General features: G+C 35.3%; 25 protein-coding genes. 9 read left to right on the top strand and 16 right to left on the bottom strand.

Translation table 11 applies throughout. The features are described from left to right. Positions 1-115 precede the first annotated feature (115 nt). Positions 116-2,272 (top strand): T9SS type A sorting domain-containing protein, encoded by a 2,157-nt coding sequence (locus tag ACSHW7_RS08050; RefSeq protein ID WP_435678829.1) that lies wholly within the window; start codon positions 116-118, stop codon positions 2,270-2,272. Positions 2,273-2,359: 87 nt separating this feature from the next. Here ACSHW7_RS08050 and ACSHW7_RS08045 read toward each other — a convergent pair whose 3' ends face one another. Both ACSHW7_RS08045 and ACSHW7_RS08040 read right to left on the bottom strand, forming a co-directional pair. Continuing rightward, entirely contained in the window at positions 2,360-3,397 is a 1,038-nt protein-coding gene (locus ACSHW7_RS08045) for an endonuclease (protein ID WP_435678828.1), read from the bottom strand. A 7-nt stretch (positions 3,398-3,404) separates the two neighbouring features. Continuing rightward, positions 3,405-4,622 carry an RsmB/NOP family class I SAM-dependent RNA methyltransferase gene (locus ACSHW7_RS08040; RefSeq protein WP_435678827.1) on the bottom strand — a complete coding sequence of 406 codons (1,218 nt, stop codon included), beginning with the start codon at positions 4,620-4,622 and terminating at the stop codon, positions 3,405-3,407. A 103-nt stretch (positions 4,623-4,725) separates the two neighbouring features. Here ACSHW7_RS08040 and ACSHW7_RS08035 point away from each other — a divergent pair, with 103 nt between their 5' ends. Beyond that, positions 4,726-5,766 (top strand): WD40/YVTN/BNR-like repeat-containing protein, encoded by a 1,041-nt coding sequence (locus ACSHW7_RS08035; RefSeq protein WP_435678826.1) that lies wholly within the window; start codon positions 4,726-4,728, stop codon positions 5,764-5,766. A gap of 67 nt (positions 5,767-5,833) precedes the next feature. On the opposite strand, the gene ACSHW7_RS08030 is transcribed toward ACSHW7_RS08035, so the two are convergent. The 7 genes from ACSHW7_RS08030 to ACSHW7_RS08000 all read right to left on the bottom strand — a co-directional run bounded on the left by ACSHW7_RS08030 (position 5,834) and on the right by ACSHW7_RS08000 (position 13,038). Next, complete coding sequence (locus ACSHW7_RS08030; RefSeq protein ID WP_435678825.1) at positions 5,834-6,304, bottom strand: hypothetical protein; 471 nt, start codon at positions 6,302-6,304, stop codon at positions 5,834-5,836. 35 nt (positions 6,305-6,339) lie between these two features. After that, complete coding sequence (locus ACSHW7_RS08025) at positions 6,340-6,828, bottom strand: hypothetical protein (protein WP_435678824.1); 489 nt, start codon at positions 6,826-6,828, stop codon at positions 6,340-6,342. Between the two features lie 22 nt (positions 6,829-6,850). Then, the gene (locus ACSHW7_RS08020; RefSeq protein WP_435678823.1) at positions 6,851-7,402 is read right to left on the bottom strand and encodes an RNA polymerase sigma factor; all 552 of its coding nucleotides are present in this window, start codon (positions 7,400-7,402) and stop codon (positions 6,851-6,853) included. 513 nt (positions 7,403-7,915) lie between these two features. Beyond that, positions 7,916-9,739, bottom strand: a complete 1,824-nt coding sequence (locus ACSHW7_RS08015) for an ABC transporter ATP-binding protein (RefSeq protein WP_435678822.1) — start codon at positions 9,737-9,739, stop codon at positions 7,916-7,918. 10 nt (positions 9,740-9,749) lie between these two features. Further along, positions 9,750-11,462 (bottom strand): phospho-sugar mutase, encoded by a 1,713-nt coding sequence (locus ACSHW7_RS08010; RefSeq protein ID WP_435678821.1) that lies wholly within the window; start codon positions 11,460-11,462, stop codon positions 9,750-9,752. 85 nt (positions 11,463-11,547) lie between these two features. Continuing rightward, complete coding sequence (locus tag ACSHW7_RS08005; protein WP_435678820.1) at positions 11,548-12,492, bottom strand: glycosyltransferase family 2 protein; 945 nt, start codon at positions 12,490-12,492, stop codon at positions 11,548-11,550. A 3-nt stretch (positions 12,493-12,495) separates the two neighbouring features. Beyond that, the gene (locus tag ACSHW7_RS08000; RefSeq protein ID WP_435678819.1) at positions 12,496-13,038 is read right to left on the bottom strand and encodes a DUF4199 domain-containing protein; all 543 of its coding nucleotides are present in this window, start codon (positions 13,036-13,038) and stop codon (positions 12,496-12,498) included. A 217-nt stretch (positions 13,039-13,255) separates the two neighbouring features. Between ACSHW7_RS08000 and ACSHW7_RS07995 the strand changes: the two genes are divergently transcribed. After that, positions 13,256-13,537 (top strand): type B 50S ribosomal protein L31, encoded by a 282-nt coding sequence (locus ACSHW7_RS07995; RefSeq protein WP_435678818.1) that lies wholly within the window; start codon positions 13,256-13,258, stop codon positions 13,535-13,537. A gap of 117 nt (positions 13,538-13,654) precedes the next feature. Beyond that, on the top strand, positions 13,655-14,830 hold the full coding sequence (locus ACSHW7_RS07990; RefSeq protein ID WP_435678817.1) for a GlmU family protein: 1,176 nt from the start codon (positions 13,655-13,657) through the stop codon (positions 14,828-14,830). On the opposite strand, the gene ACSHW7_RS07985 is transcribed toward ACSHW7_RS07990, so the two are convergent. After that, positions 14,827-15,132: a hypothetical protein gene (locus ACSHW7_RS07985; RefSeq protein WP_435678816.1), complete on the bottom strand. Its 306-nt coding sequence runs from the start codon at positions 15,130-15,132 to the stop codon at positions 14,827-14,829. The two genes, ACSHW7_RS07990 and ACSHW7_RS07985, sit on opposite strands and share 4 nt — an antisense overlap. Before the next feature lie 110 nt (positions 15,133-15,242). Then, positions 15,243-16,862 carry an ABC transporter substrate-binding protein gene (locus ACSHW7_RS07980; protein WP_435678815.1) on the bottom strand — a complete coding sequence of 540 codons (1,620 nt, stop codon included), beginning with the start codon at positions 16,860-16,862 and terminating at the stop codon, positions 15,243-15,245. A 61-nt stretch (positions 16,863-16,923) separates the two neighbouring features. Here ACSHW7_RS07980 and mtaB point away from each other — a divergent pair, with 61 nt between their 5' ends. Continuing rightward, positions 16,924-18,273 carry a tRNA (N(6)-L-threonylcarbamoyladenosine(37)-C(2))-methylthiotransferase MtaB gene (gene mtaB / locus ACSHW7_RS07975; protein WP_435678814.1) on the top strand — a complete coding sequence of 450 codons (1,350 nt, stop codon included), beginning with the start codon at positions 16,924-16,926 and terminating at the stop codon, positions 18,271-18,273. Here the strand turns inward: mtaB and ACSHW7_RS07970 are convergent. Both ACSHW7_RS07970 and ACSHW7_RS07965 read right to left on the bottom strand, forming a co-directional pair. Continuing rightward, positions 18,270-18,569 carry a GNAT family N-acetyltransferase gene (locus ACSHW7_RS07970; RefSeq protein WP_435678813.1) on the bottom strand — a complete coding sequence of 100 codons (300 nt, stop codon included), beginning with the start codon at positions 18,567-18,569 and terminating at the stop codon, positions 18,270-18,272. The two genes, mtaB and ACSHW7_RS07970, sit on opposite strands and share 4 nt — an antisense overlap. Positions 18,570-18,605: 36 nt before the next feature. Continuing rightward, positions 18,606-19,322, bottom strand: a complete 717-nt coding sequence (locus ACSHW7_RS07965; protein WP_435678812.1) for a pirin family protein — start codon at positions 19,320-19,322, stop codon at positions 18,606-18,608. A 104-nt stretch (positions 19,323-19,426) separates the two neighbouring features. On the opposite strand from ACSHW7_RS07965, the gene ACSHW7_RS07960 reads away from it, so the two are divergent. Genes ACSHW7_RS07960 through ACSHW7_RS07950 form a run of 3 tightly spaced genes read left to right on the top strand, consistent with a single transcriptional unit; the run spans position 19,427 to position 21,489 of the window. After that, complete coding sequence (locus tag ACSHW7_RS07960) at positions 19,427-20,092, top strand: alpha/beta hydrolase (protein ID WP_435678811.1); 666 nt, start codon at positions 19,427-19,429, stop codon at positions 20,090-20,092. Between the two features lie 58 nt (positions 20,093-20,150). Beyond that, positions 20,151-21,107 (top strand): lytic transglycosylase domain-containing protein, encoded by a 957-nt coding sequence (locus tag ACSHW7_RS07955; protein WP_435678810.1) that lies wholly within the window; start codon positions 20,151-20,153, stop codon positions 21,105-21,107. A 10-nt stretch (positions 21,108-21,117) separates the two neighbouring features. Continuing rightward, on the top strand, positions 21,118-21,489 hold the full coding sequence (locus ACSHW7_RS07950; protein ID WP_435678809.1) for a TSUP family transporter: 372 nt from the start codon (positions 21,118-21,120) through the stop codon (positions 21,487-21,489). Between the two features lie 196 nt (positions 21,490-21,685). On the opposite strand, the gene ACSHW7_RS07945 is transcribed toward ACSHW7_RS07950, so the two are convergent. The 3 genes from ACSHW7_RS07945 to ACSHW7_RS07935 all read right to left on the bottom strand — a co-directional run bounded on the left by ACSHW7_RS07945 (position 21,686) and on the right by ACSHW7_RS07935 (position 24,001). Then, entirely contained in the window at positions 21,686-22,381 is a 696-nt protein-coding gene (locus ACSHW7_RS07945; protein WP_435678808.1) for a TlpA family protein disulfide reductase, read from the bottom strand. Positions 22,382-22,521: 140 nt separating this feature from the next. Next, a complete protein-coding gene (locus ACSHW7_RS07940) occupies positions 22,522-23,100 on the bottom strand; it encodes a DUF2892 domain-containing protein (protein WP_435678807.1) in 579 nt (192 codons plus the stop codon). 13 nt (positions 23,101-23,113) lie between these two features. Beyond that, positions 23,114-24,001, bottom strand: coding sequence for a DUF6263 family protein (locus tag ACSHW7_RS07935; protein WP_435678806.1), 888 nt, complete (start codon positions 23,999-24,001; stop codon positions 23,114-23,116). Between the two features lie 192 nt (positions 24,002-24,193). Between ACSHW7_RS07935 and rpmH the strand changes: the two genes are divergently transcribed. After that, positions 24,194-24,355 carry a 50S ribosomal protein L34 gene (gene rpmH / locus ACSHW7_RS07930; protein ID WP_082830860.1) on the top strand — a complete coding sequence of 54 codons (162 nt, stop codon included), beginning with the start codon at positions 24,194-24,196 and terminating at the stop codon, positions 24,353-24,355. The last annotated feature ends 45 nt before the right edge of the window (positions 24,356-24,400 follow it).

Below are 24,400 nucleotides of genomic sequence, written 5' to 3'. Positions count from 1 at the left end.
ATTCAAAGTTAATATTTGCTTAGTTTTATTGTTTATTACAAGTTTGATTGATCACAATAAAGTTTTTGAAACTTAAAGAAAAATAATTATTTATAACCAATTAAAAATTTATACTATGAAAAAGATATTTCTCGGGCTTGCTTTAATATGTGGAGTGGGCTCACTTTTTGCTCAGGAAAATTACCCACCTGTTATTATGGCCAAAGGGGTATTTCTTGGAGAATCTTTACCATTGCGAGATGCTGAAACAGCGCCTGTATTTGAAGGGAATATTACAGACCAATTTAGAATTGACCAAAGATTTACTTATACTGGAGGAATGACTACAGAAGGCTCGGCAGATGGTTTTGATCCTCTAGTTCAAACTGAGGCTCCATTATATGGTCCTTTAGATCTTGAAGAAAATTTTGATGGAATTAATATTGCTCAAGCAGGAGGTTCAATTCCTCCGGATCCATCTGGAGCGGTAGGTCCTGATCACTATGTTACCGCTGTAAACTTGAGGTTGAGGATTTTTGATAAAGCAGGTACTTCTTTAGCTGGGCCTATTAACTTAAATACGGTTTTTGGTATTGGTGGAAATGGAGATCCTATAGTAATGTATGACCAACTTGCGGATCGTTTTTTTGTAAGCCAATTTAGAACAGCAAACAATGCTCTTTTAATTGCAGTTTCAACTACTGCAGACCCTACAGGGTCTTATTATGTGTATCAATACCCTCTAAGCACTTTTCCTGATTACCCACATTATGCAGTATGGCCAAATGCTTATTTTTTAACGGCAAATAAAGGTGGTCAAACAACATACGCTTTTGATAGAGAAATTATGTTATCTGGAGGTGAAGACCCAGCATTGGTTGGTTTTTCATTACCTGGTGTTGTTAGAAACCCAAACACGGTTTTTAGTCCTGAGCCTGCAAATTTACTGGGAAGAGTTTCTCCAACAGACGCTCCTGGGTATATTGTTTATTTACAAGATGATGCATGGACCGGAGTAAATAATGATCATTTAAAAATTTGGACATTAGATATTGATTTTGACGGAACAAGTTCGATTTCAGCACCTGTCGAAATTCCAGTTCAACCGTTTGATAGTTTTTTTAGTCCTTTTGGTTCTGGAGATTTTTCTCAGCCAGGAACAAATCAACGAATTGATGGTATAGGTGGTGTGATTTCTTACATGGCTAATTTTAGAAGTTTTGATGGATATAACTCTCTGTTAGTGAATTTCAATTCAGATATAGGTTCACAGTTAGGTGGAATTCGATGGATTGAACTTCGTAATGTTGATAATGGTCCTTTTTCTGTGTTTCAAGAGGGAACATACGCTCTTGGTGATGACCTTAATAGATTTATGGGAAGTATGAGCATTGATAAAGATGGAAACTTTGGACTTGCATATAATGTTTCTTCTAGTTCTGTTTTTCCAGGTCTAAGATTTACTGGAAGAATGGCAGATGATCCCATGGGATTAATGACTATAGCTGAAACAACTATCATAGAAGGTGAAGGTGGTGTTGGTACTTTCAACAGATTTGGTGATTATTCTCAAATGACTATGGATATAGATAATAGGACATTTTGGTTTACTGGAGAATATATGGGTGATTCCAACAACTTTTGGAAAACTAGAATTACTTCATTTACTTTAGGAGATCGTGAAGCAGATGATGTAGCTGTTTATGGTTTTTTAAACCCTCTTTATGAAGGCCCTTTTACAGATGCTGAAGTTTTTACAGCAAGAGTGGCTAACTTTGGAACAAATCCACAATCTAATTTTGAGATTGAGTTACGATTAGATGGTGTTTTGATGGCCACAGATACGTATGATGGAACCTTAAATCCTGGCGAAGTTGGAACACACGAATTTAGTGTGACTCTTAATTTGTTAGAAGATGACTCGGAATATTTGGTCTCTGCGAAAACGTTATTAGCATCCGATACTTACAATGAGAATGATGAATTTGTATACAATTATTTACAAGAAGAAATTCTTGGAGTAAATGAAAACTCTTTCGCAACTAGAGATTTGTTGATTTATCCTTTAAATGACGGTATATATGAAATTAATCTGGCTACAAATTCAGATTATGGAAATGTTTCGTATGACATTTTTGATATAACAGGGAAAAAGATTAACTCTGGAGATTTAACTCAATCGATTGGAGGTTATAAAACTCAAGTAAACATGGCTGCTAATGCTAAAGGTGTTTATATAGTGAAAATAGATAATGCGAATACATCGATGAGTAAGAAGATTTTAGTTAGATAATAATATGCATAATAATAAAAAGGGCGTTCATAAAATGTGAACGCCCTTTTTAATTTTCATTAATTTATCACTTAAAAATATTTCGCATTAATTAACAATTAGTTTTTTAGTGATTGAAGCATTTCCACTTGATACCTTCAATAAATATAGACCGTTTGATAGTGAACTTATGTCTATAGTCTTTTTATCGTTGATTTCAAGTTCTGTTACCTTAGTACCATTTACTGAATAAATAATGGCGGTCACAGGTTCATTGATATTTATATTGTAGATAGAAACTTTTTCTGTTGCAGGGTTAGGCGCAATAGATATTTGAGATAACAAATTATCATTCACAGAAAATAAATTCCAGCGGTCTTCTGCGGCATCACCTCCCCAAATAAGTGTCGCTAAATATGGATTGTCAATAAATGGATTTCGGTTGCCGTAATTCGTTTCTGTATACGGATTTCTTTGGTCTTCCAAATCGCTAACGGGATCTTCAATGTTCCACTGTAAATAGATTTGTAACATATCATTTCCGCTTTGCGTTGCTCCTACACCGTTTAAGGAAGGCAAACATCTATCTCCAAAACGTGTGTACATATACATCATTATACGTGCTACATCACCTTTCCACTCATCCCCTGGATACCAGTTTCCACTTCCAACATTGCCTGCATTCCCTGAGCCTGCAGCAAATTTTTTACTCCCTCTATTGTTGTTCATTTGTTGATCGCTTGGGCGCAAGTTATGTGGATCTGCACCTATTCCTGTAGTTGCGTTATTTACAGTTCCCATCGAAGGATTTGCGTTTGAACGTGCAAATGTATGTTCTCTGTTATATTCGCAAGTCGTACCTCCAAAATCATCTTTATCCCTACTTCGTTGGTTGGTACAGTTAGAGTCATCATAACCATAAATCAATAGAACATTACTTGCATTTTGTGGGTCTTCATCTGTAAATTTTACGCTATCTCTAATGTCTCCGTATGTAAACGTATTGTTGTTTATGTCAATTTTTTGTTGTAATTCTTGGTAAAGTGCTTGCCCTGTTAAGGTTAAATCAACGTCGTTATAATAAGGTTGTTGTGCAATTGCAATCCCTGTAAAAAATAGTGCAAATAAGAGTGTTGTCTTTTTCATGAGAAATTTAGTCTTGTGTTTTTTTCTTTAATAGAGCCATGTAAAAACCATCGAATCCTGATTTAGAGGGGAGAATTTTCTCTTCTTTTACAAATTCAAAATCTTTACCCGAATCTCTTTTTAAAAATGCTTTTACTTGTTTTTCGTTTTCGCTTGGTAAAATAGAACACGTGGCATAAACTAATTCGCCACCAGGCTTTACCATTCGCGAATATGAATCAAGTATTTCTGCTTGGGTTTTGGTAATTTCAGAAATAAAATCTGGATTCATTTTCCATTTTGTGTCCGGATTTCTCTTCAACACGCCAAGGCCGGTACAAGGGGAGTCCAATAAAACTTTATCTGCTTTTCCAATTAATTTTTTAATCACTTTTGTCGAATCGATTAATCGAGTTTCAATATTATGAATCCCGTTACGTCGAGCTCTTCGCTTCAACTCGTTTAATTTGTTCTGGTAAATGTCCAGCGACAAAACTTGCCCGCTATTTTCCATCAGCGCAGCAATATGTAAACTTTTCCCTCCAGCTCCAGCGCAAGCATCTATAATACGTTGGCCGGGTTTTGGGTCTAACAGTGCAGCTACTTTTTGAGAAGATGCATCCTGTACTTCAAACCAACCATTCTTAAAGGCATCAGTCACAAATACATTGGCTCTCTCCACTAATTTTAATGCGTGAGGATATCCCTTAATGCGGTCGGTTCTAATCTCGGCATCATTGAGTTCGTTTTCTACTTGCTCCATTGTTGCTTTTAATGGATTTACGCGTAATACAACATCAGCAAGTTGATTTAAAGCTGCGATTTCTTTATCCCATTTTTTACCGAGTTCTTTTTCGCCGAGTTCATCCAACCAATCGGGAACAGATTCTCTAATTTTTCGAGTTTTTGAAAGTTCATCAAATCTTCCTTTAATTCGGCGTGTTGGAGTACCTTCAAACTGTGGCCAATCTGGTAATTTAATACCTTTCATGGTTGCCCAAACAGCAAACATTCTAAATAAATCTTCTCTTTTAAAAGGCTCTTTAACTTCAGAAATTTCGGCATATAAACGTTTCCATCTCACAATGTCGTACGTGGTTTCAGCAATAAATGCGCGGTCTCTTGCTCCCCAACGTTTATCTTTTTTTAAAGTATCTTTAAGTACTTTGGATGCCATTTTTTCATCGTTAAAAATTTGGGTTAACGAGTCGATAGTGGCGAATACTAATGTGCGGTGTAATCTCATAAATTCTAGTCAAATGCACCACATTTCTGCAGGCATAATTTTGTGCAAAGGTATAATAATGACAATGAATAGTTTTGGTTACTTTTACTTAAAATTTATTAAAATGCGTTTCATTTTTTTCTTACTTTCTATCATACTCTTTATTTCTTGTACTTCGGAAACGAGACAACCATTTATCAGTGTTACTATTACTGAAATTTTATCAGACAGTCTAAGCGTGCGAGCCCTTGCGCCTCAAGATGCAAATAGTGTTTGGTTTGCTGCAAATAGGGGAGTTGTTGGATTATTGGATGGGAAAATCCCAAAAATTGCCACTGTAAAATATGAAGAAAAGGTTTTAAATTTTAGAGCCATTGCAAAAACAGAAAAAGCGTTTTTTGTTTTGAGCATTGAAAATCCAGCAGTTCTTTATAAAATGGATGTTGCTAATAATGAAGCACAAAATATGACCGAAGTATATGTTGAAAATGGAGAAGGAGTATTTTATGACGCTATGAATTTCTGGAACGAAAAGGAAGGTATTGCAATGGGAGATCCTATTAATGGATGTCTTTCTATTCTAATTACAAGAGATGGCGGGAACACTTGGAATAAATTATCTTGCGATGTTTTACCACCCATTATTGAGGGAGAGGCGGCATTTGCTGCGAGTAATTCAAACATTGCGATTGTTGATGACCACGCTTGGATTGCAACAGGAGGGAAGCGTGCAAGGGTTTTTCACTCGGCCGATAAAGGCAAAACGTGGGAAGTGTTCAACACGCCTATTGTGCAGGGAAAAATAATGACAGGAATTTACAGCATTGATTTTTTTGATGAAACTACAGGCGTAATTTTTGGTGGAGATTGGGAGCAACAAGATTTTAATGAGGGAAATAAAGCTATCACAAAGGATGGAGGTAAAACGTGGCAATTATTGAGTAATGGAAAAGGTCCCGGCTATCGCTCCTCGGTAAAATTTGTGCCCAACACTAATGGTCAATGGCTCGTGGCAGTAGGTTCTCCGGGAATCTCATATAGCGATAATAAAGGTGAAGATTGGGTTGAGTTATCAAGTGAAGGATTTTATGCCATCGAGTTTGTAAATGACTCTATTGCTTTCGCAAGTGGAAATAATAAAATCTCGAGATTAGTTTTTGAATAGGAAAACTCGATAAAATTCAAATAGATTTAGAAATTTTACCGAGCTTATTAAGATTCAGCTCTGACGATTATCTTCGTGGGAATTCTCTTCTATCATCTTTTTCTCCCCTGTTTCCTCTTTTGTTAAAACGGCGCAATAGATTTCTCTTAAAATCTTCTTCGGCTTTTTGAAGTTTGATTATTTTTTGGGGTGAGATGACACCTCGTAATGCTTTATGCAAATTCGCTTCATTTTTTAACCCTTCGGCTTTAATGCTTTGATGTTTTTCAATGAGTGAATTTGCTTCGGCATCTGTTAAATTATCTACTCCACCATCTTTCAGTTTATTAAAAACTTCTTCGCGTTCTTTTTTACGTAGTTGCATCATTTGCTCTTCGTGAGCATTATAAATGGGCCAGAATTTTTCAGCTTCTGAAGCTGTTAACGATAATGCTTCAGTAATATGTGCTGTTTTGTATGCTTTAATTTTTTCAAATCTTTTTTCTTGTGCGTTCATCGCTATGGTGCATAGAAATAGAACAATCATTATTTTTTTCATATTTATTGTTTTTAGTTTTTCCACTTCGGAAATTTCTATTCGTTTAAAATTGTGTAAGTGTCAATGGTTTCTAGAAGATAATCCTCTAGCGTTGTTTCTTGAAACAGAACGTCTTCGGTTTCAAGAGCTTCCATTTCATCGTCAGATATTTCTGCAGTAATATCGTCGAGTGAAATTGAAATGTTATCTGAAATTATATATTCCTCAATGCTCGTCATCGCGATGGTGTCAAGTGATGTGGGAGATTGATTTTTTGTCAAAGTAAATATGATGGCAAGGCAGGCGGCTATTGAAATTCCAACAAAAGCGAATCTCTTTAAATTAATAACTTTAGTTTCAGTTTTTGAAATTTCCGAAGTAAAATCAGTACCATTTATAGATTCAAAATAGTTTTTCGGAACTTTAAAGCCCGTATTTGAAGATGCATCATTAAGTTCCATCTTTATTTGAAGATTCTTTTGAAAATCCTCAAGATAGCCTTCGGGCATTTTAAAACCGTGTGTATGTTGGGTATTGTCTTTCATTGTTTCTATGACTCAATTTTGTTTAAAAAGTTTCATTGGCTTTGAGATATTCTGTCACCTTCTTTGTGGCTATATGATAACTGCTTTTTAATCCACCCACCGAGGTTTCTAAAATTTCTGATAATTCTTCAAATGTGTGTGATTCAAAATATTTCATATTGAAAACTAACTGTTGCTTTTGTGGTAGTGTGGCTATTGCTTGTTGCAATAATAATTGAATGGTATCTCCTTCAAAATAAACATCTGTTTTTAAATTTTCAATTGCACGTTCCTGTATTTCTCCTGGCGAAATATGCATTCGCTTTGCTTTCTTTTTAATAAATGTGAGAGACTCGTTTGTTGCAATGCGGTACATCCATGTGTATAATTTACTGTCACCTTTAAATGAATCAATATTTTTGTAGACTTTGATAAAAGTGTTTTGTAGTACATCATCTGCATCGTCATGACTAAGCACAATTTTTCTAATGTGCCAGTACATGCGCTCCTTGTAAAGTGTAACCAACTCATTAAAGGCGATATTTCTTGTTGCGGGAGCAATTAATTTTTTAATAAATGCTTTTTCCTCTTTCAAAGTTATGTTTTTACTATGACGATTATTATTTAAAATAGTTTAATTCTTATTTCAGAAATGTTGCAAAACAGGCGGTTATATCGATTAAGTAAAAATAAATACGATTAATTGCATAAATTTCTTTTTTGTAGGAAAATTCTTTATATATTTGTGGAAGTAAGATTTGTACTTTTTTATTATATGCCTCAAATGTAATAGAATCGTACTAAAAACGGGATTAAGCGGGGGCTATCCCGTTTTTGTTTTTGTAAGAATTATTGTAGAAATAAAATTATTTCTATGTGATAAAATTACTCTTTATACGATTAAATGCATTTTTTTAAGATTAAATGCATTTTTTCTTGCGAGTTAAATAGTTAAAATATATATTTACAGTATACTTATGAAACCAAGTAACTTGCGAGCCCTAAATGTGAGTTACTATAAACTAAGAGCGAAGCCCCAAATCGCTCTTTTTTTATGTTATTTACTGAAATATTAGATGATTATGTTTTTAAAATTTAAGCCTAATATCTACCCCAACGACTGCATTTCAACGAGATTATAATACGTCCCTTGCTTTTTGAGCAATTCATGATGCTTTCCTTGCTCTACAATTTCACCTTTATTTAAAACGACAATAGCATCAGCACTTTGTATAGTGGAAAGGCGGTGTGCGATGACAATAGACGTTCTGTTTTTCATCATATTTTCTAAGGCAACTTGAACAAGACGCTCGCTCTCCGTATCCAGAGCCGATGTGGCTTCGTCAAGAATCATAATGGGCGGATTTTTTAAAACAGCTCTCGCAATGCTCAAACGTTGCTTTTGGCCACCACTTAATTTATTTCCACTATCACCAATATTTGTTTCAATACCCAATGGTAGATCTTTTACAAACTCCCAAGCATTTGCGATTTTTAAGGCTTCGATGATTTCTTCTTTGGTGGCATTTTCTTTTCCTATGCGAAGGTTTTGAGCAATTGTATCATTAAATAAAATAGAATCCTGCGTCACTAATCCTAATAAACCCCGCAGAGAATTTTGTGTTATATCTTTGATGTCATGTCCATCAATTAAAATTTGCCCTTTGTTGACGTCGTAAAAACGCGTTACCAAATTTGCAATGGTACTTTTCCCACTACCACTTTGTCCTACGAGTGCTACCGTGTGACCTTTAGGCACTTTTAGACTGAAATTTCGCAACACCCATTCATCTTCATATTTGAAAGATATATTATCAATATGTACATCGTTATTAAATCCTTCTTTTGCAATTGCGTTTGGCTTGTCTTTAATTGAACTTTCGGTTTCTAAAATCTCTAACACTCTTTCGGCCGCGGCATTCCCTCTCTTAATGCTTGAATTTGCTTTGCTAATCGCCTTGGCAGGTGTTAAAATTTGGTATGCGAGGGCCATATAAACAAGAAACGCTTCAGGTTCTAATGTGTTTTCAACCAAAACCATTTGTCCACCATACCATAATAAAATGGCTATTGTTACAATCCCTAAAAACTCACTCGTAGGAGATGCTAAATTTTGTCTGTTTAATAATGTATTTGAAGATCTAAATAACCTTGTTGTAGAATCTCTAAATTTTGAACTGAAAATTCGTTCTGCGTTGAAACCTTTTATGATTTTCAAACCTCCTAATGTTTCTTCCAAAATTGAAAGGAAAACACCTTGTTCCTGCTGTACTTTATCACTATGCTTCTTTAAACTTTTGCTAATTATTGAAATAACTACTCCCGAAATAGGAATAAAAATAAAAACAAACAAAGTCAACTTTGCACTTATAAGTAGCATAGCCCCGATCGCGAATAAAATCATAAGAGGTTCTCTTACAATAAGCTCGAGGATTGATAAAAATGAGTTTTGAATTTCGAGAACATCATTCGTTATTCTTGCAATTGTATCTCCTTTTCTCTTTTCAGAATAAAAAGATACTGGAAGATCAACGGTTTTGTCGTATAAATCGTTGCGCAAATCTTTTATGACTCCATTACGTAAAAACGAAATAAAATACATCGCAAAATATCCAAAAAGGTTTTTCAATAAAAACATCACTATCACAAGACCGACCATGAAGATTAGAACATCTTCAACTCCCTGTGCTTCTTTTTGGGTTACAAAAAAGTTGAGATAGTTTTCTGCATATTCTTTTGCATCTGCGATTCCAGTCCAAGTAGGCTCAATATGTATTTTTTCGGTGTCGCCAAAAAGGACTGAGAGCATTGGAAATAATGAAACCATTGCAAGGGTTCCAAATAGTGCATAAAAAATATTTGATAAAACGTTTAGCCACGCATACGTTTTATAAGGTATTGCGTAGCGAAGTATTTTTCTAAATGGTGTCATTCACGTGGGATTACCCCAATTTTAAGTCTTTTATTATCGCTTCAATTTTTTGCTGAAGCAGTTCCATAGCGCCTTCTTTTTCTGAAGTTTTTACGCTGATGTAAAATTTTATTTTTGGTTCGGTACCACTTGGGCGAGCTGCAATTTTACTACCGTCTTCAGTATAATAAATGAGCACGTTGCTTTTTGGAATGTCTAATATTTCCGAAGTACCTTTTACAATATTTTTTGCTTTGCTCGAATCATAATCTTCTACGCGAACCACCTTTCTGCCAGCAATAGTTGCTAGCGTATTTTCCCGAAGCGATGTCATCATTTTTGAAATTTCTTCAGCACCTTTTTTGCCTTTTTTTGTAACCGAAATGAGGTGTTCTTTAAAATAACCAACTTCGTTGTAAATCTCGGTGAGGTAATCGTATAATGTATTGCCTTTAGCCTTTTGCTGGGCTGCAATTTCGCAAGCCAACAACGTAGCAGTAACTGCATCCTTATCACGTACAAAATCGCCTACCATAAAACCAAAACTTTCCTCACCACCACCAATAAAATCTAACTCTGGGAAGTCTTTTACCATTTTTGCAATCCACTTAAATCCAGTCAAACCTTCTTTATATTCTACTCCAAATTGTTCCGCGATTTTTGCAATCATAGGCGTAGAAACAATCGTGGATGCTACAAATTGTTTTCCATTGAGTTTATTTTGAGCTTTCCAATTTTTTAATAGGAAATGTGTCTTGATTGCCATGGCTTGATTACCACTTAAAATAGTCATCTTGCCTTCATTTTTTCTAACGGCAATACCGAGTCGGTCACAGTCTGGGTCTGTCCCAATCACGATGTCTGCGTTTGTGTTTTCAGCCATCTCAATTGCCATTTTTAAGGCTTCGGGTTCTTCCGGGTTCGGGGAGATTACAGTAGGAAAATCGCCATTGGGCTCGGCTTGTTCCGCAACTATTTGTGTATTGGTATATCCCGCCATTTCTAGCACTTTGGGAATCATAGTAATCGATGTCCCGTGTAACGAAGTGAAGACTACTTTTAAATTTTCTTTAGCTTCTTTTGAAGTATTGAAACTTCCGTTTTTAACTGATGCTTCGACGAATGCGTTATCAACTTCGGTGTCTACGAATTTAATAAGGCTTTCATCTGCATTGAAATTGATGTCACTATATTGAAGACTGTTTATTTCGGCTATTACATCATTATCTTGCGGTGGAACCAACTGTCCACCATCTTGCCAATATACTTTGTAACCGTTATATTCAGGTGGGTTATGTGAAGCTGTGAGTACAATACCACAATGACAATTAAGGTGTTTTACAGCAAAAGACAATTCTGGAGTAGGGCGGAGGTCGCTAAAAAGAAATACCTCGATTCCATTTGCCGAAAATACATCGGCAACAGTTTTTGCTAATGTTTTACTGTTGTGTCTGCAGTCGTACGCTATCGTAACCTTTAAATTTTCCGAAGAGAAAGAACGCTTCATGTAATTACTCAATCCCTGGGTATTTTTACCTAACGTATATTTATTGATACGATTATCCCCAACGCCCATTATTCCTCGCATTCCGCCCGTTCCAAAAGCTAGACTTTTATAAAAGCTATCTTCGAGAACTTCAGTGTCATTAGCAATCATTTCTTTAACTGTATGCTGGGTCTCTGCGTCAAAAGTTGGTGTGAGCCAAACGTTTATACGCTCTAATATCTTTGGATCAATATACATTGTATTAATTTTAATAGTGCAAAAGTAGCAATTTACACGTTGATAGTTTATGGAGTTTTAGAAAAAGGCTCATCCAATAACGCAACTAGTCAATAATACGTTCAACGATGTAATCTTTACGGGCCTTTTTACTACGTAAAATAAGTTCACCAAGAAAGCCAGCGAGAAATAATTGGGTCCCTAAAATCATTGCCGTCAGCGAAATGTAAAATTGTGGACGCTCTGTAATTAATCTCCCGGTTGGATTGATAAAAAGTTTATCTATCCCTAAATATAGGGCAAAGCCGAAACCAACAAACAACATAATTGCACCCCAAGCACCAAATAAATGCATAGGCCGTTTCGCAAAACTTGATAGAAACCAGATGGTAATCAAATCTAAAAATCCGCGGACAAAACGCTCTGCTCCAAACTTGGTCGTACCGTATTTGCGTGCTTGATGCTGCACAACTTTTTCGCCAATTTTAGTAAAACCTGCATTTTTTGCAAGTACGGGAATGTAACGGTGCATTTCACCAGTTACCTCGATGGTTTTTATTACCTGTTTTTTATATGCTTTTAGGCCGCAATTAAAATCGTTCAACTGTACACCGGAAGTTCTTCTGGCGGCGTAGTTAAATAATTTTGAAGGAAGATTTTTTGCAATTTTTGAATCGTACCGTACTTTTTTCCAGCCAGAAACCAAATCGTAGTTTTCGGCAGTTATCATGTTATAGAGTTCGGGAATTTCTTCGGGGTTGTCTTGAAGATCTGCGTCCATTGTGATAATGACATCTCCTTGTGCCATTTCAAACCCGGCGTGTAAGGCCTGCGATTTTCCGAAGTTATTTAAAAACTTAATTCCTTTTACTTCTGGATGCGTTTCCTTTAATGCCGAAATGAGCTCCCAAGAACCATCTGTACTGCCGTCGTCGATAAAGATGATTTCGTATAAAAAACCATTGGATTGCATGACTGTTGCAATCCAATGGTGTAATTCTTTTAAAGATTCGGCTTCGTTGAGAAGCGGAATTACGACGGAAATATTCATAAATTAGTCTATCGCGTTTGGGTCTTTTCTTTTGAAAATTAATCCAATTAATAAACCGAGTACGGCTTGAAATACAAGTCCAAAAACGTAAGATTTAGCTTGATTTGCAATTGAAAAGTTATCGGTTTTTTGCATTTCGGCTATTGCCGCATTCATATCTGCCTCAGGAGTATTGAATTTTTCCATAAACTCGCGTGTTACTTCAACAGCTCTTTCATTAATATAAGTAGCCATTTCAGGATCAATTACATTAAAAATTAAAATCCCTACAACTGTTGCAATGAATAAGCCTATCGCTACTGTGATAAAGTATGCTGAGAAAGCCTCTTTAAAAGTCATAAAGCCACCTAAGTTTGACTTTGATTTTGCGGTTGAAACTATTCCTACAGCTACAACAAGAATGATAGTGATAATTCCCACCCACCACTTAACAAATAACTCTGGGTTGAGAGCATACATTGTAATGGTTATAAGAGATAGAATTCCTCCTAAGACAAGACCATATTGCGTGGATGTTTGTTTTACTGAAACATTGTTTGCTTCCATAATAACGATGATTTTTTGGTTCGCGTTGTTAGTAAACAAATGTAGTAAAATGTTACATATATAATGAAGAACATATTTTTGGATATGTTGTATTTTTACAATGTTTAATTTCTTTCAGAAAAAAGGCAATAAAGTATTGTTGTATTGTTAAATATTATTATTTTTGCACACGCTTTACGAAACGGTCGAAAGTGTAGTATTAAAAAGAAAATTTAAGATGAAAAAAGGAATCCATCCAGAAAATTATAGATTAGTTGCATTTAAAGACATGTCAAACGAAGATGTTTTTATAACAAAATCTACAGCGAATGCCAAAGAAACGATTGAAGTTGATGGTGTTGAGTATCCAGTTGTAAAAATGGAGATTTCAAGAACGTCACATCCATTCTATACTGGTAAGTCTAAACTTATCGATACAGCAGGACGTATTGACAAGTTCAAAAACAAATATGCAAAATTCAAAAAACCAGCTGCTGAGTCTGCAGAGGATAAAGAGTAGTCACGGTTTTAAATTATATCAAAAGCCTTCGAGAAATCGAGGGCTTTTTGTGTTTTGTTTAATATTTTTGATAACAACAAATTAAACGGCTCAATAACCAATCAATTACAAAATAAAATGAACTACATCCTTTTTGACGGGAACGTCCGTAATCAATTATTGCCATTTACTTTTACACGTCCCGTTGCCGAAATTAGAGTGGGTATTTTAACCATTAGAGAAAAATGGGAACAAATGCTCGGTTTTACAACGACAACCGTAACTGAGGACTACTTGGCCGAAAAATGGCCCATGGTAGAATTGGAGAGCAATATTTTGATTAACGCAAGTTTTTGTCCTTCGGAAAATTTAGTTCAATTAATAAAAGGGTTACAAGAAAATCAAGCCCTTTTTTTTGAAGATGAGCCACTAGCATTTTTTACTTCCGAAGAGCAAGAAGTAGATTTTGATACCTTTGAAATCATCCAATATTCTTACGACGACGTTTTACGAATTGAACATACGTGGGATATTTTTGCAAAAAATGAAGCAGCAATAAAAAGAGATTTCGATTTCTTGACAAAAGGAAGGGACTCTGAGCCCATCCCTGAAACGACCGTAGCATTTAATAAAGAAAACATCTTTATCGAAGAAGGTGCAAAGTTACCGTTATGCTCATTGAACGCTACAGATGGTCCTATCTACATAGGTAAAAATGCCGAAATTATGGAAGGTGCAATGATTCGCGGACCTTTTGCACTTTGTGAGGAAGCCACTATTAAAATGGGAGCAAAAATTTATGGTGGAACCACCGTAGGGCCTCATAGTAAAGTGGGCGGAGAAGTTGGAAATTCAGTTATTTTTGGATTTTCAAATAAAGGGCACGATGGGTATTTAGGGAATTCTGTTTTAGGTGAATGGTGCAATTTAGGTGCAGACACAAACACTTCAAATCTTAAAAATAACTATGCAGAAGTAAAACTTTACGATTACGAAACCAAGCGATTTGCAAAAACCGGACTTCAGTTTTGTGGATTAATGATGGGTGACCATAGTAAGTGTAGTATCAATACTATGTTTAATACTGGAACGGTGGTTGGTGTTAGTGCAAATATTTTTGGCACTGGATTCCCACGTAATTTTGTCCCCAGTTTTTCTTGGGGAGGTTCTGCTGGAATGGTTACCTACAAAACAGATAAAGCTTTTGAGGTTGCAAAAATTGTAATGGCAAGACGTGGAATTGAATTTGACGCGCAGGAAGCGGCAATTTTAGAACACGTTTTTGAAGAGTCAAAACAGTGGAGGAGGGATTAAAACTTTGGAAATTTTACACCTCCAGCTTTCATCAAACTATCCATAATTAATGGCGCAAGAAAAAAAGCAATTAAAGCAGCAATAGTCGAAACTAAAAGTAGCAACCAAAAGCGTTTACGTTCTTTTTTCTTCTTTGCAAACTGCTCTTTTTGAAATGCAGCAAATTCCCACGTTTTCATTTCAGTATGGTTTTCGAAAGAACCAAACGTACTTTTAGACTGTGTTGAAGTATCAAAAATCGTTTCTCTATTTCTAATGAGAATTTTGTGATTTCCTGTGGTTCCGTGGGTGGTGTATTTCATGTGTCTATTTGTTATTTATACGCATATATTGCATTATTTGTTACAAAAAGTAACGTTTTTGATAAAAAATAGCCTATAAATCGAAGATGTCAATATTTGGTAAATACAGATTATTTACTTTTTTTAACACGTTTCAGTACTAAAAAGTTTTGCGGATTGATACCCAATCCACTTATTTTTTTACTCACAAATCGTACGGCCATGTCATAATATAAAGGAACAATTGGAGCATCTGCCATCACAATACTGTCCATTTGAGTATAAAGTAATTTACGTTCGTCTATTTCTGAAATTTGTTGCGCTTTCACATATAGACTATCAAATGTTACATTTTTATAATGTGTGTAATTTGGACCGTTGGGAGTAAAATTTGGGCTATAAAATAAAGAAAGATAATTTTCAGCATCAGGATAATCGGCCACCCAACTTGCTCTAAAAATATCCAATTCTCCGCTACTTTTCATTTGGCGTAAGGTTGAGGGGGGCATCACATTAATGTCGATTTCTACACCGAGTTTTTCTAACTCTCTTTGAATATATTCGCAAACATCTAAATATTGACTGTTAGTGCCAATGCTTACTTTTGGATTTTGATTTCCACTTTCTGCTTTATATTGTTCAATAAGTTCTCGAGCTTTTTTTGGATTGTAATCGTACCCTTTTATTTCATCGAATCCCGGTAATCCTTTCGGGATAAATCCATTCACTGCGGGAATTCCCATTCCATTTCTTAAATAAGTGACCATTTTTTCTCTGTCAAAACCATAATTGACTGCTTTTCGCAATAGAGGAGATTGTACTTCGGTGGAATTTGTTCCCATGAAAAATCCCAAATATTCCGTATTTAAATAGGGCGCAGAGATTAGGTTTGTTGTTGCTTCATATTTTGGTTGCAATTTTCCCGTAGTGGTGATGATTTCATCTTTATAAGAATTATCCAATCCCGACATAAAATCTATTTTTCCTTGTGCAAATTGTAGAAACTCACTTTGCTTGTCGGGCAGAAATGTAACAGCAACAGCTTCCAAATAGGGGAGTTGTTTTCCGTTTTCATCTTTTTCAAAATAAATAGGGTTTTTTCTCAAAACCAGTTTTACATTTTCTTCCCAAAATTTAAATTGGAAAGGCCCAGTTCCTATAGGATTACTTCGGAAATCGTTTCCGTAAAATTCAATGGCCTCTTTGGGAACTACCGAACAATATCGCATAGACAATAGACCTAAAAATGCTGGAAATGGTTTTTTGAGTTGGATGACAAATGTTGAATCATTTTCGGCGCGGTAACTTTCGACGGCTTTCAGTACCCAACTTCCTGGTGAGGCAAGCTCCTGCGAAGTAAGTCTGTCAAAACTATATGTAAAATCGTTGGCAACCACTTTTCGGGTTTTAGCATTTCCGAAGACATCATTTTTGTGAAAAAAAACATCATCACGCAATGTAAATGTGTATGTAAACGTGCTGTCATTTATTACCCAATTTTTAGCGATATCTGGCTTGATGTTGAGCGAATCGTCTAATTGAACAAGCCCGTTAAAGAGTTGGTTTGTAGGCCAAATGGTTTGTGGAGTTCTCGCAAATGCAGGATCAAGCGAAGCAATGTTACTATGTTCGTTATACCTAAAAACTTGGTGGTCATTTTTATTTTTGGTGTGATTTGAACATCCAATGAATAGCATAATCAAACAAACCGTTCCAATCGTATAAAATGTGTTTTTTAAAGGGTATGCCATGTACTTTTGATAACCGATTTTAGTTCGTATTTTTGCCCACTTATTTGTCAAAAGTACAACAATGCCTACACCAAAAAAAGTCGCGTTTTACACATTGGGTTGCAAGCTAAACTTTAGCGAAACATCTACCATTGCGAGAGGTTTTTCTCAAGAAGGATTTGACCGTGTAGATTTTAGTGAAAAGGCAGATCTGTATGTAATCAACACCTGTAGTGTTACCGAAAATGCAGATAAGCGCTTTAAGAATATTGTCAAGAAATCGCAAAAAACAAATCCGGAAGCTTTTGTAGCGGCAGTGGGCTGTTACGCGCAATTAAAACCTGAAGAACTAGCAGATGTGGATGGTGTAGACTTAGTCCTTGGAGCGACAGAAAAGTTTAATCTTACAAGTTATATCAATGATTTACTAGCAAATCCTGACAGAACGCGAGAAGGTGCTGAAATCCATAGTTGCGAAATTGAAGCTGCAGATTTTTACGTAGGTTCTTATTCTATTGGGGATAGAACACGAGCATTTTTGAAGGTACAAGATGGGTGTGATTATAAATGTACTTATTGTACAATTCCGCTTGCGAGAGGTATTTCTAGGAGTGATACTTTACAAAATGTGCTGGATAATGCAGCAGAAATTTCAGCAAAAGGAATTAAAGAAATTGTTTTGACCGGTGTTAATATTGGGGATTATGGGAAAGGTGAATTCGGAAATAAAAAACATGAACACACTTTTTTTGAATTATGCCAAGCGCTAGATAATGTTAAAGGTATTGAACGTTTAAGGATTTCATCGATTGAACCAAATCTCTTGAAAAACGAAACGATTGATTTTGTTTCAAAATCCAAAATATTTGTACCGCATTTTCACATTCCGTTGCAGAGTGGGAGTGATGCGTTGCTCAAATTGATGAAGCGCCGTTACATGAGTAAACTTTATGTGGATAGAGTTTCAAAAATCAAAGAAGTAATGCCAAACGCCTGCATTGGTGTCGATGTTATAGTTGGTTTTCCAGGCGAAACTGAAGAATTATTTTTAGAGACATATCACTTTTTGAATGAGTTGGATATTTCTTATCTGCATGTTTTTACTTATTCAGAAAGAGAAAATACGGCTGCGGCAGAGATGGAAGGTGTTGTGCCCAAAAGAGTAAGAGCTAAACGTAGTAAAATGTTACGTGGACTTTCGGCAAAGAAAAGACGTGCTTTTTATGAGAGCCAATTAGGGAATACGTTAACGGTACTTTTTGAAGGTGAAAATAAAGAAGGCTATATTCATGGATTTACAGAAAATTATGTAAAAGTAAAAGCCCCGTGGAATCCGGAGCTTGTAAATACGTTACATGATGTAACTTTGACTAAAATCGATGAGGACGGGTTGGTCCGTTTCGATTTTATTAATGTTTTGAATGAAGTTTAGATATTAATTCCCACAGGTAATAAGTCTCTGTAGGTACGTCTATTTTTTCTTAAAAAACCAACAATTTCAGGACTTGTGGGCATTACGCTAATACCGCGCTTGCGTACTTCATCAAAAACTGCTTTTATAAAAATATCTCTAAATCCTTGTTCTTCGAGGTCTTCTGGCATTTCGTATTTAGTTAAGAAGATTTTGCGCTCTTGTAAAGCATATTCAATGCGCGCCATGTTATCACCTATCTCAAGTTCAAATTGTCTCAAAAATTCGTTATCTGTAATTTCAACATCTTCAATCATAATGGGTTTGTTTTTAAATTAGGTAACTCAATACTATTAGTTAAAAGGTACTTCAATTATCATTAGGTCGGTATCTTTGTTTATTGAAATTTCAAACGATTCAACGTCCCAAATTCCCATTGCATCTCTTTTATCCAATTTTTGGTCATTGATTTCAACACTTCCGTTTATCACAAAAACATAAGCTCCGTGTGCTTTACTCTTTAATGAAACGGTAGTATTTGTTTTTTGATTGAAATTTCCGAGGTAAATATATGCATCTTGATGAATCCATATTTCATCTTCAGTGGCTTTGTCCTTTGGTTTTACTACGGCGGTCAACATGTTTTTAGTGAGTAGCGGTTTGATTTTCTTTTGGTCATAACGTGGCGTTACGTTGCGCTCATTGCTAAAAATCCAAATCTGGAACAAGGATAGTTCTTCATTTGCATTCGCATTGACTTCACTATGCTCAACACCGCTTCCAGCACTCATTACTTGTATGTCACCAGACTCAACAATACCCTCGTTGCCCATAGAATCTTTATGCTTTAATGAGCCACTCTGTGGGATGGTGATAATTTCCATATTATCATGGGGGTGTTTACTAAATCCCATTGCTGGCGAAACAATATCATCATTCAAAACACGAAGCGCACCAAATTGTAACCTGTTTGGGTCATAAAAATTTGCGAAACTAAAAGAATACCTTGCATTTAGCCACCCAAAGTTTGCTTTACCTCTGGTGGAATTGGGGTGAAGTACTGTTTTCATTTTAAAATATGATAATTAAGCTGAAATATTTATTGGGAATTATTCGTATTATGTAAATTTACGAAATATCTTCGTTATATATTGATTATACTACGCTAAAAGCAATGTCAAAATCTAAAATACACGTTTATTTTGTTCCCGGTCTAGCTGCCGGAAAGGAAATTTTCAGAAATATAATTTTACCCGATGACCGATTTGAAACTCATATTATTGAGTGGTTGATTCCAGAAAAAAAGGAACGTATTTCAGATTATGCAAAACGGATGGCGGCAAATGTAAATGAGGAAAATGCTGTTTTGATTGGTGTTTCATTTGGGGGTGTTATGGCGCAGGAGATGAGCGCTTTTTTAGATTTAAAAAAGTTGATTATTATTTCGAGTGTCAAGTCAAAACACGAGTTGCCTTTACGCTTAAAAATAGTAAGAAAATTAGGTGCGTATCGTTTGGTCCCCACGCGTCTCGTAGTAAAGTCGGACGATTTAACAAAATTAGCGGTGGGTCCCCGTTCTAAAAAGCGTTTAAAAATTTATGACGAGTATTTGCACGTTCGTGATGAACTTTATCTCAATTGGGCAATCAAAAATATGGTGTGTTGGGATAGAGAGGAATGTCAAGAAGATGTGCATCATATCCACGGAAATGAGGACATCGTTTTCCCAATTAAAAATCTAAAAACAAATCATATTATCGAAGGGGGAACACACATTATGCTCCTCCGAAAAGGCAAGCAAGTAACAGATAAGATTATCGAAATTATTGGAGATAATTAGTTTTTGTTCTTTTGAAATACGGTATAATATTCGCTATATTCACTAAAAATTTTAAGTTATGAATGTATTATCAAAAATAGGGCTAGCAACAATTTTGGTGGGAGTTTCTTGGCTCACATTGAGCGCGGTTCAAAATCAAGGAAAGGATGTGACCAAGCCTTACGATGCTCCACAGAATACTAGCGTTGCATCTCCTTCATCTGAAATGATGAAAGTTAGAGCGCTACCAATTCCAAAGTCCATGGAATTTGCTGGCGAAAAAGTGCCATTAAATGATACAGATGTGCGTGAAAGACTGGATAGAGAACTTCACGTAAATACATACTGGCAGTCAAACATGCTTTTGATGATTAAAAAGGCGAACCGATTTTTCCCAGAAATTGAACCATTACTTGAAAAATACGGCTTGCCAGACGATTTCAAATATCTCGCCGTTGCTGAAAGTGGACTCGATGACGTACGTTCTCCCGCAGGTGCTGCCGGATTTTGGCAGTTTTTAAGTAGCACAGGAAAAGAATACGGGTTAGAAATAAACGACTATGTTGATGAGCGATATAATCTTGAATTGGCGACTAAAGTAGCGGCAGAATACCTTAAAAAGTCAAAAGAGCGTTTTGGTAGTTGGACTACGGCGGCTGGAGCATATAACGCTGGAAATGCTGGTATCAATAAACAACTGGAACGTCAAGATGTAACTGGGTATTATGATTTGTTGCTGAATTCAGAAACGAGTAGATATGTTTTTAGGATTCTTGCTTTTAAAGAAATTTTAAGTAATCCAGAAAAATATGGATTCTATTTGGATAAAGAAGATTTGTATCAGCCTATTGCTACAAAAACATTAATCATTGAGACTCCAGTGAAGGATTTTGCTGCCTTTGCAAAGGACAATGGCATCAACTATAAAATATTAAAAATCCATAATCCATGGTTACGTGACACATATTTAAATAATGCTTCTGGGAAACAATATAAAATTAAGATACCTTTGCCGGGATATTACGAATCAAACTAGTACTAGAAAAATGAATATGACGCTTATTTTATCATTAATTGCAATAGGATTACTCGCTGGAATTTTAAGTGGGTTTATGGGAGTAGGAGGAGGAGTAGTAATGGTGCCACTTATGATTTTATTGTTAGGATATAATCAGCATCAAGCTCAAGGAATGAGCCTTGCGGTACTTGCGGTTCCAGTAACATTGTTAGCTGCTTACACGTATCATAACGCAGGGAGCCCCATCAATTGGAAATATGCGCTTGTAATTGCTGGTTTCTTTGTCGTTGGTGGATTTATCGGTTCTAAGTTTGCCGTTTCAATTCCTCAAAACATTTTAAAGAAAAGTTTTGCAATTATTTTAGTGATAGCAGCGGTTAAAATGTTCTTCTCAAAATAGATATCTAAAAGTTTTTAAGATTCTTTCTTCGGAAATTTTAATGAATTAAGTAATTAATTGGCATTGGTTTTACTGATGACAATTAGTATGATTATACTTTATTTCTGAAGTTAAAATAAAGCTTTACAAAAAATCCTTTCCAGTTAAACGGAAAGGATTTTCTTTTGGTTAGTGGGGATTATTGTTGAAAAATGGGTTAGTGTGTTTCAGTGGCAACACCATCGTTTGTTTCCTTGATTATTTTTAGTAGTGAAATGCCATTTAAAAATGAGTCGTAGTTGAACTCGTAAGATATTTCGTATTTTTCATTGTAAGGATGCAATACACCGCGTCTTACATCAAGGATTTTTTTATCTGAATCAATAAAGAACGACGTAGGAAAGCCTAAACTATGTTTCATCGTTTTAATGGTTTCGCAATTTGTGTTTTCAAGCTCATTGACATACACCACATTAATTTTGCTATCATATTCTGATGCTATTTTGCGCACCTGTTGTTTGGTGTCCCAAAAAAGTACAACAAAGTCGATATCCTTGTAATGCTCTTTTGCTATTTCGTTAAGTGCCGGTATTTCTCCAATACCAGGTGTGCACCAAGATGCATACGTCATTAAAAAGACTGGTTTTTCAAATTTGTATAAGTCAATTTTGCGTCCAGAAAGTTTACGCACTTTAAAATTATCGAGCGTACTGCCATTGATTACATTTTTTATAAGAGAATCAAACAAAAATTCTGCCCGTTCAAAATCTTCAGCCGCGTAAGCGTCTTTAGATTGCGTACGAAATTTTTTGATATTTTTTCCAATCGCCTGAGAGAATAAATCTGAAGGCTCAAGCTGTGCTTGTGCGGAAAATGAAATAACAATAAATAGAAGAAGTAGTTTTCTACTCATACAGTACTAATTTGTTACTGCAAAAGTAGATAACATTATTGTGTAAAGCCTTAATTTTTAGACAAATGGTTTACTATATTCGTTGAATAACCGAATCGCGTAAGATTTTACTTACTAAAAACCTATGAATTAACTAGAGTTTAGCGTCTTCCGCCTTTCATTGCACGACCGCTTCTTCCGCTACCATATTGTTGTTTGGGTTGGCCAGCGCGTTTCATGTTTTGTTTCATGGTTTTTATTTGGTCGCCCAACATATTATGTTTATCGAGTTTTCCTGCTTCGCTGAGGAGTATTTCGGCTTCGCGTTTTCTGTTTTTGGTCATCGCAATACCAGCAAGGTTTAATTTTGCCATGGCCATATCTGTATCCATACTCAAGCCCAAAGAAACAGCTTTTTTGAAGTACTTTTCGGCTTCATTCATGTTTGTCTGAGAAACCATGAGCCCGTTTAGGTAATTATAATATCCCTGTTGTTTTTTTACAAGGGATGCTTCAGGATTGCTAATTCTGTCGAGCCATTTTTTTGCTCCTGGAAAATCTTGTTTTCGCAGGCGTAAAAATGCAAGTAGTATAATTTCATTTTTAAAATAGAGAAAAACGAAAATAAGGGCCAATAGAATAAGCATTATCCCATTACCTATGTTTGTTTCAGTAAATTGCCAAATTGCGACACCTACCAAAAGTGCTGCTATGATTATTTTTAAATTTTTGTTGAACATGAATATTCTATTTTTAGTTTCTTGTATAGGTCATTGTCGCTTTCAAAGAAGTAGGGACTTCAATATCGTTCACTGTTTTAAGAGTACTCATACCCTTTCCTTTTTGTGATATATTTATTTCATTAAAAAAGCCCGTGTTTGTTTCTATGACTGCTTCGGTTTGTTGGGTGCCGATTAAATCCATTAAAATTGATTCATCAGAAACATTCATTTTTATATCTGACGTGCCTTTAACAATGTAGGTTTCATTTTCATATGCCATAAGTCGCCATGTATTTTGAGCTTCAAGGTCACCTATATAAGTGTTATTCCAAGTGTCGTTTATGTTTACTTTTTCAGAAGGAAAAAGATAGGTCATTTGTTCAATACTGCTTGCAAGACTTTCGTCACCAAATTCTTTTTCCATAGATTTTTTAATCAATTGTTTAGAAAAAGAGTCTTCAATGTCGAGTTTTTCGACTGTATTGTCAATCAATGTATCTGTTCCCATAATTTTTGCAATTTTTCCAGTAGGCAACATATAAACAGTGACAGGAACGTTAATCATTCCTTGAAATACCTTAGCCATTATATCTTCTTCGTCAATTTCTTTTTCAGTATCAACGTCTAATAAAACACCTGCTAGATTAGATTCAGTTTTAAATCTTAGTGTTCTAAATGTAGATGTTAGCACAATGGTATCATTAGTATTTTTTAGTATTTCAAATTCATAAGTTCCAGATATTATATTGTTTACAATATGCTCGCTTTCATCTAACTCCATTGTTATTTCCTGGTTTGCAATTTGTTCAATTAAGTAAATTTCACCAGCTGCAAGGTTATAACGCAAATGCTCCTGAGCAGAAGTGTCAATGCTAACTAAAAGGAGTAGTACACTAACAAATAAAATTCTAATATTCATGACTGTTTTTTTACGATTGGCAAAGGTAGTGAAAACAATCAAAAATATTTTATTTTTGATATTGGACGTGTAAAAAAAGATTGTATATTTGCACCCGCCTACGCGATGATACCCATTAAGTGTTTCAATTTGTAGCAAATACCAACTTTAGTATAGTTAAAAAAGAATTTTTAGAAGATAATATAGTTTACCATGAGCAAAAGAACATTTCAGCCATCAAAAAGAAAGAGAAGAAACAAGCACGGTTTTAGAGAGCGTATGGCATCTGTAAACGGTAGAAAAGTACTTGCTGCTCGTAGAGCAAAAGGTAGAAAGAAAATTTCTGTCTCTTCTGAAACTCGTCACAAAAAATAAATGTTGATAAGTCATAAATAAAAGGTGTTGTTTTTATAAGCAACA

This window comes from Patiriisocius sp., assembly GCF_051252435.1.
Taxonomy (GTDB): domain Bacteria; phylum Bacteroidota; class Bacteroidia; order Flavobacteriales; family Flavobacteriaceae; genus Patiriisocius.
Note: the sequence above shows the minus strand (reverse complement) of the source record. Positions and strands in the feature narration are given on the sequence as shown.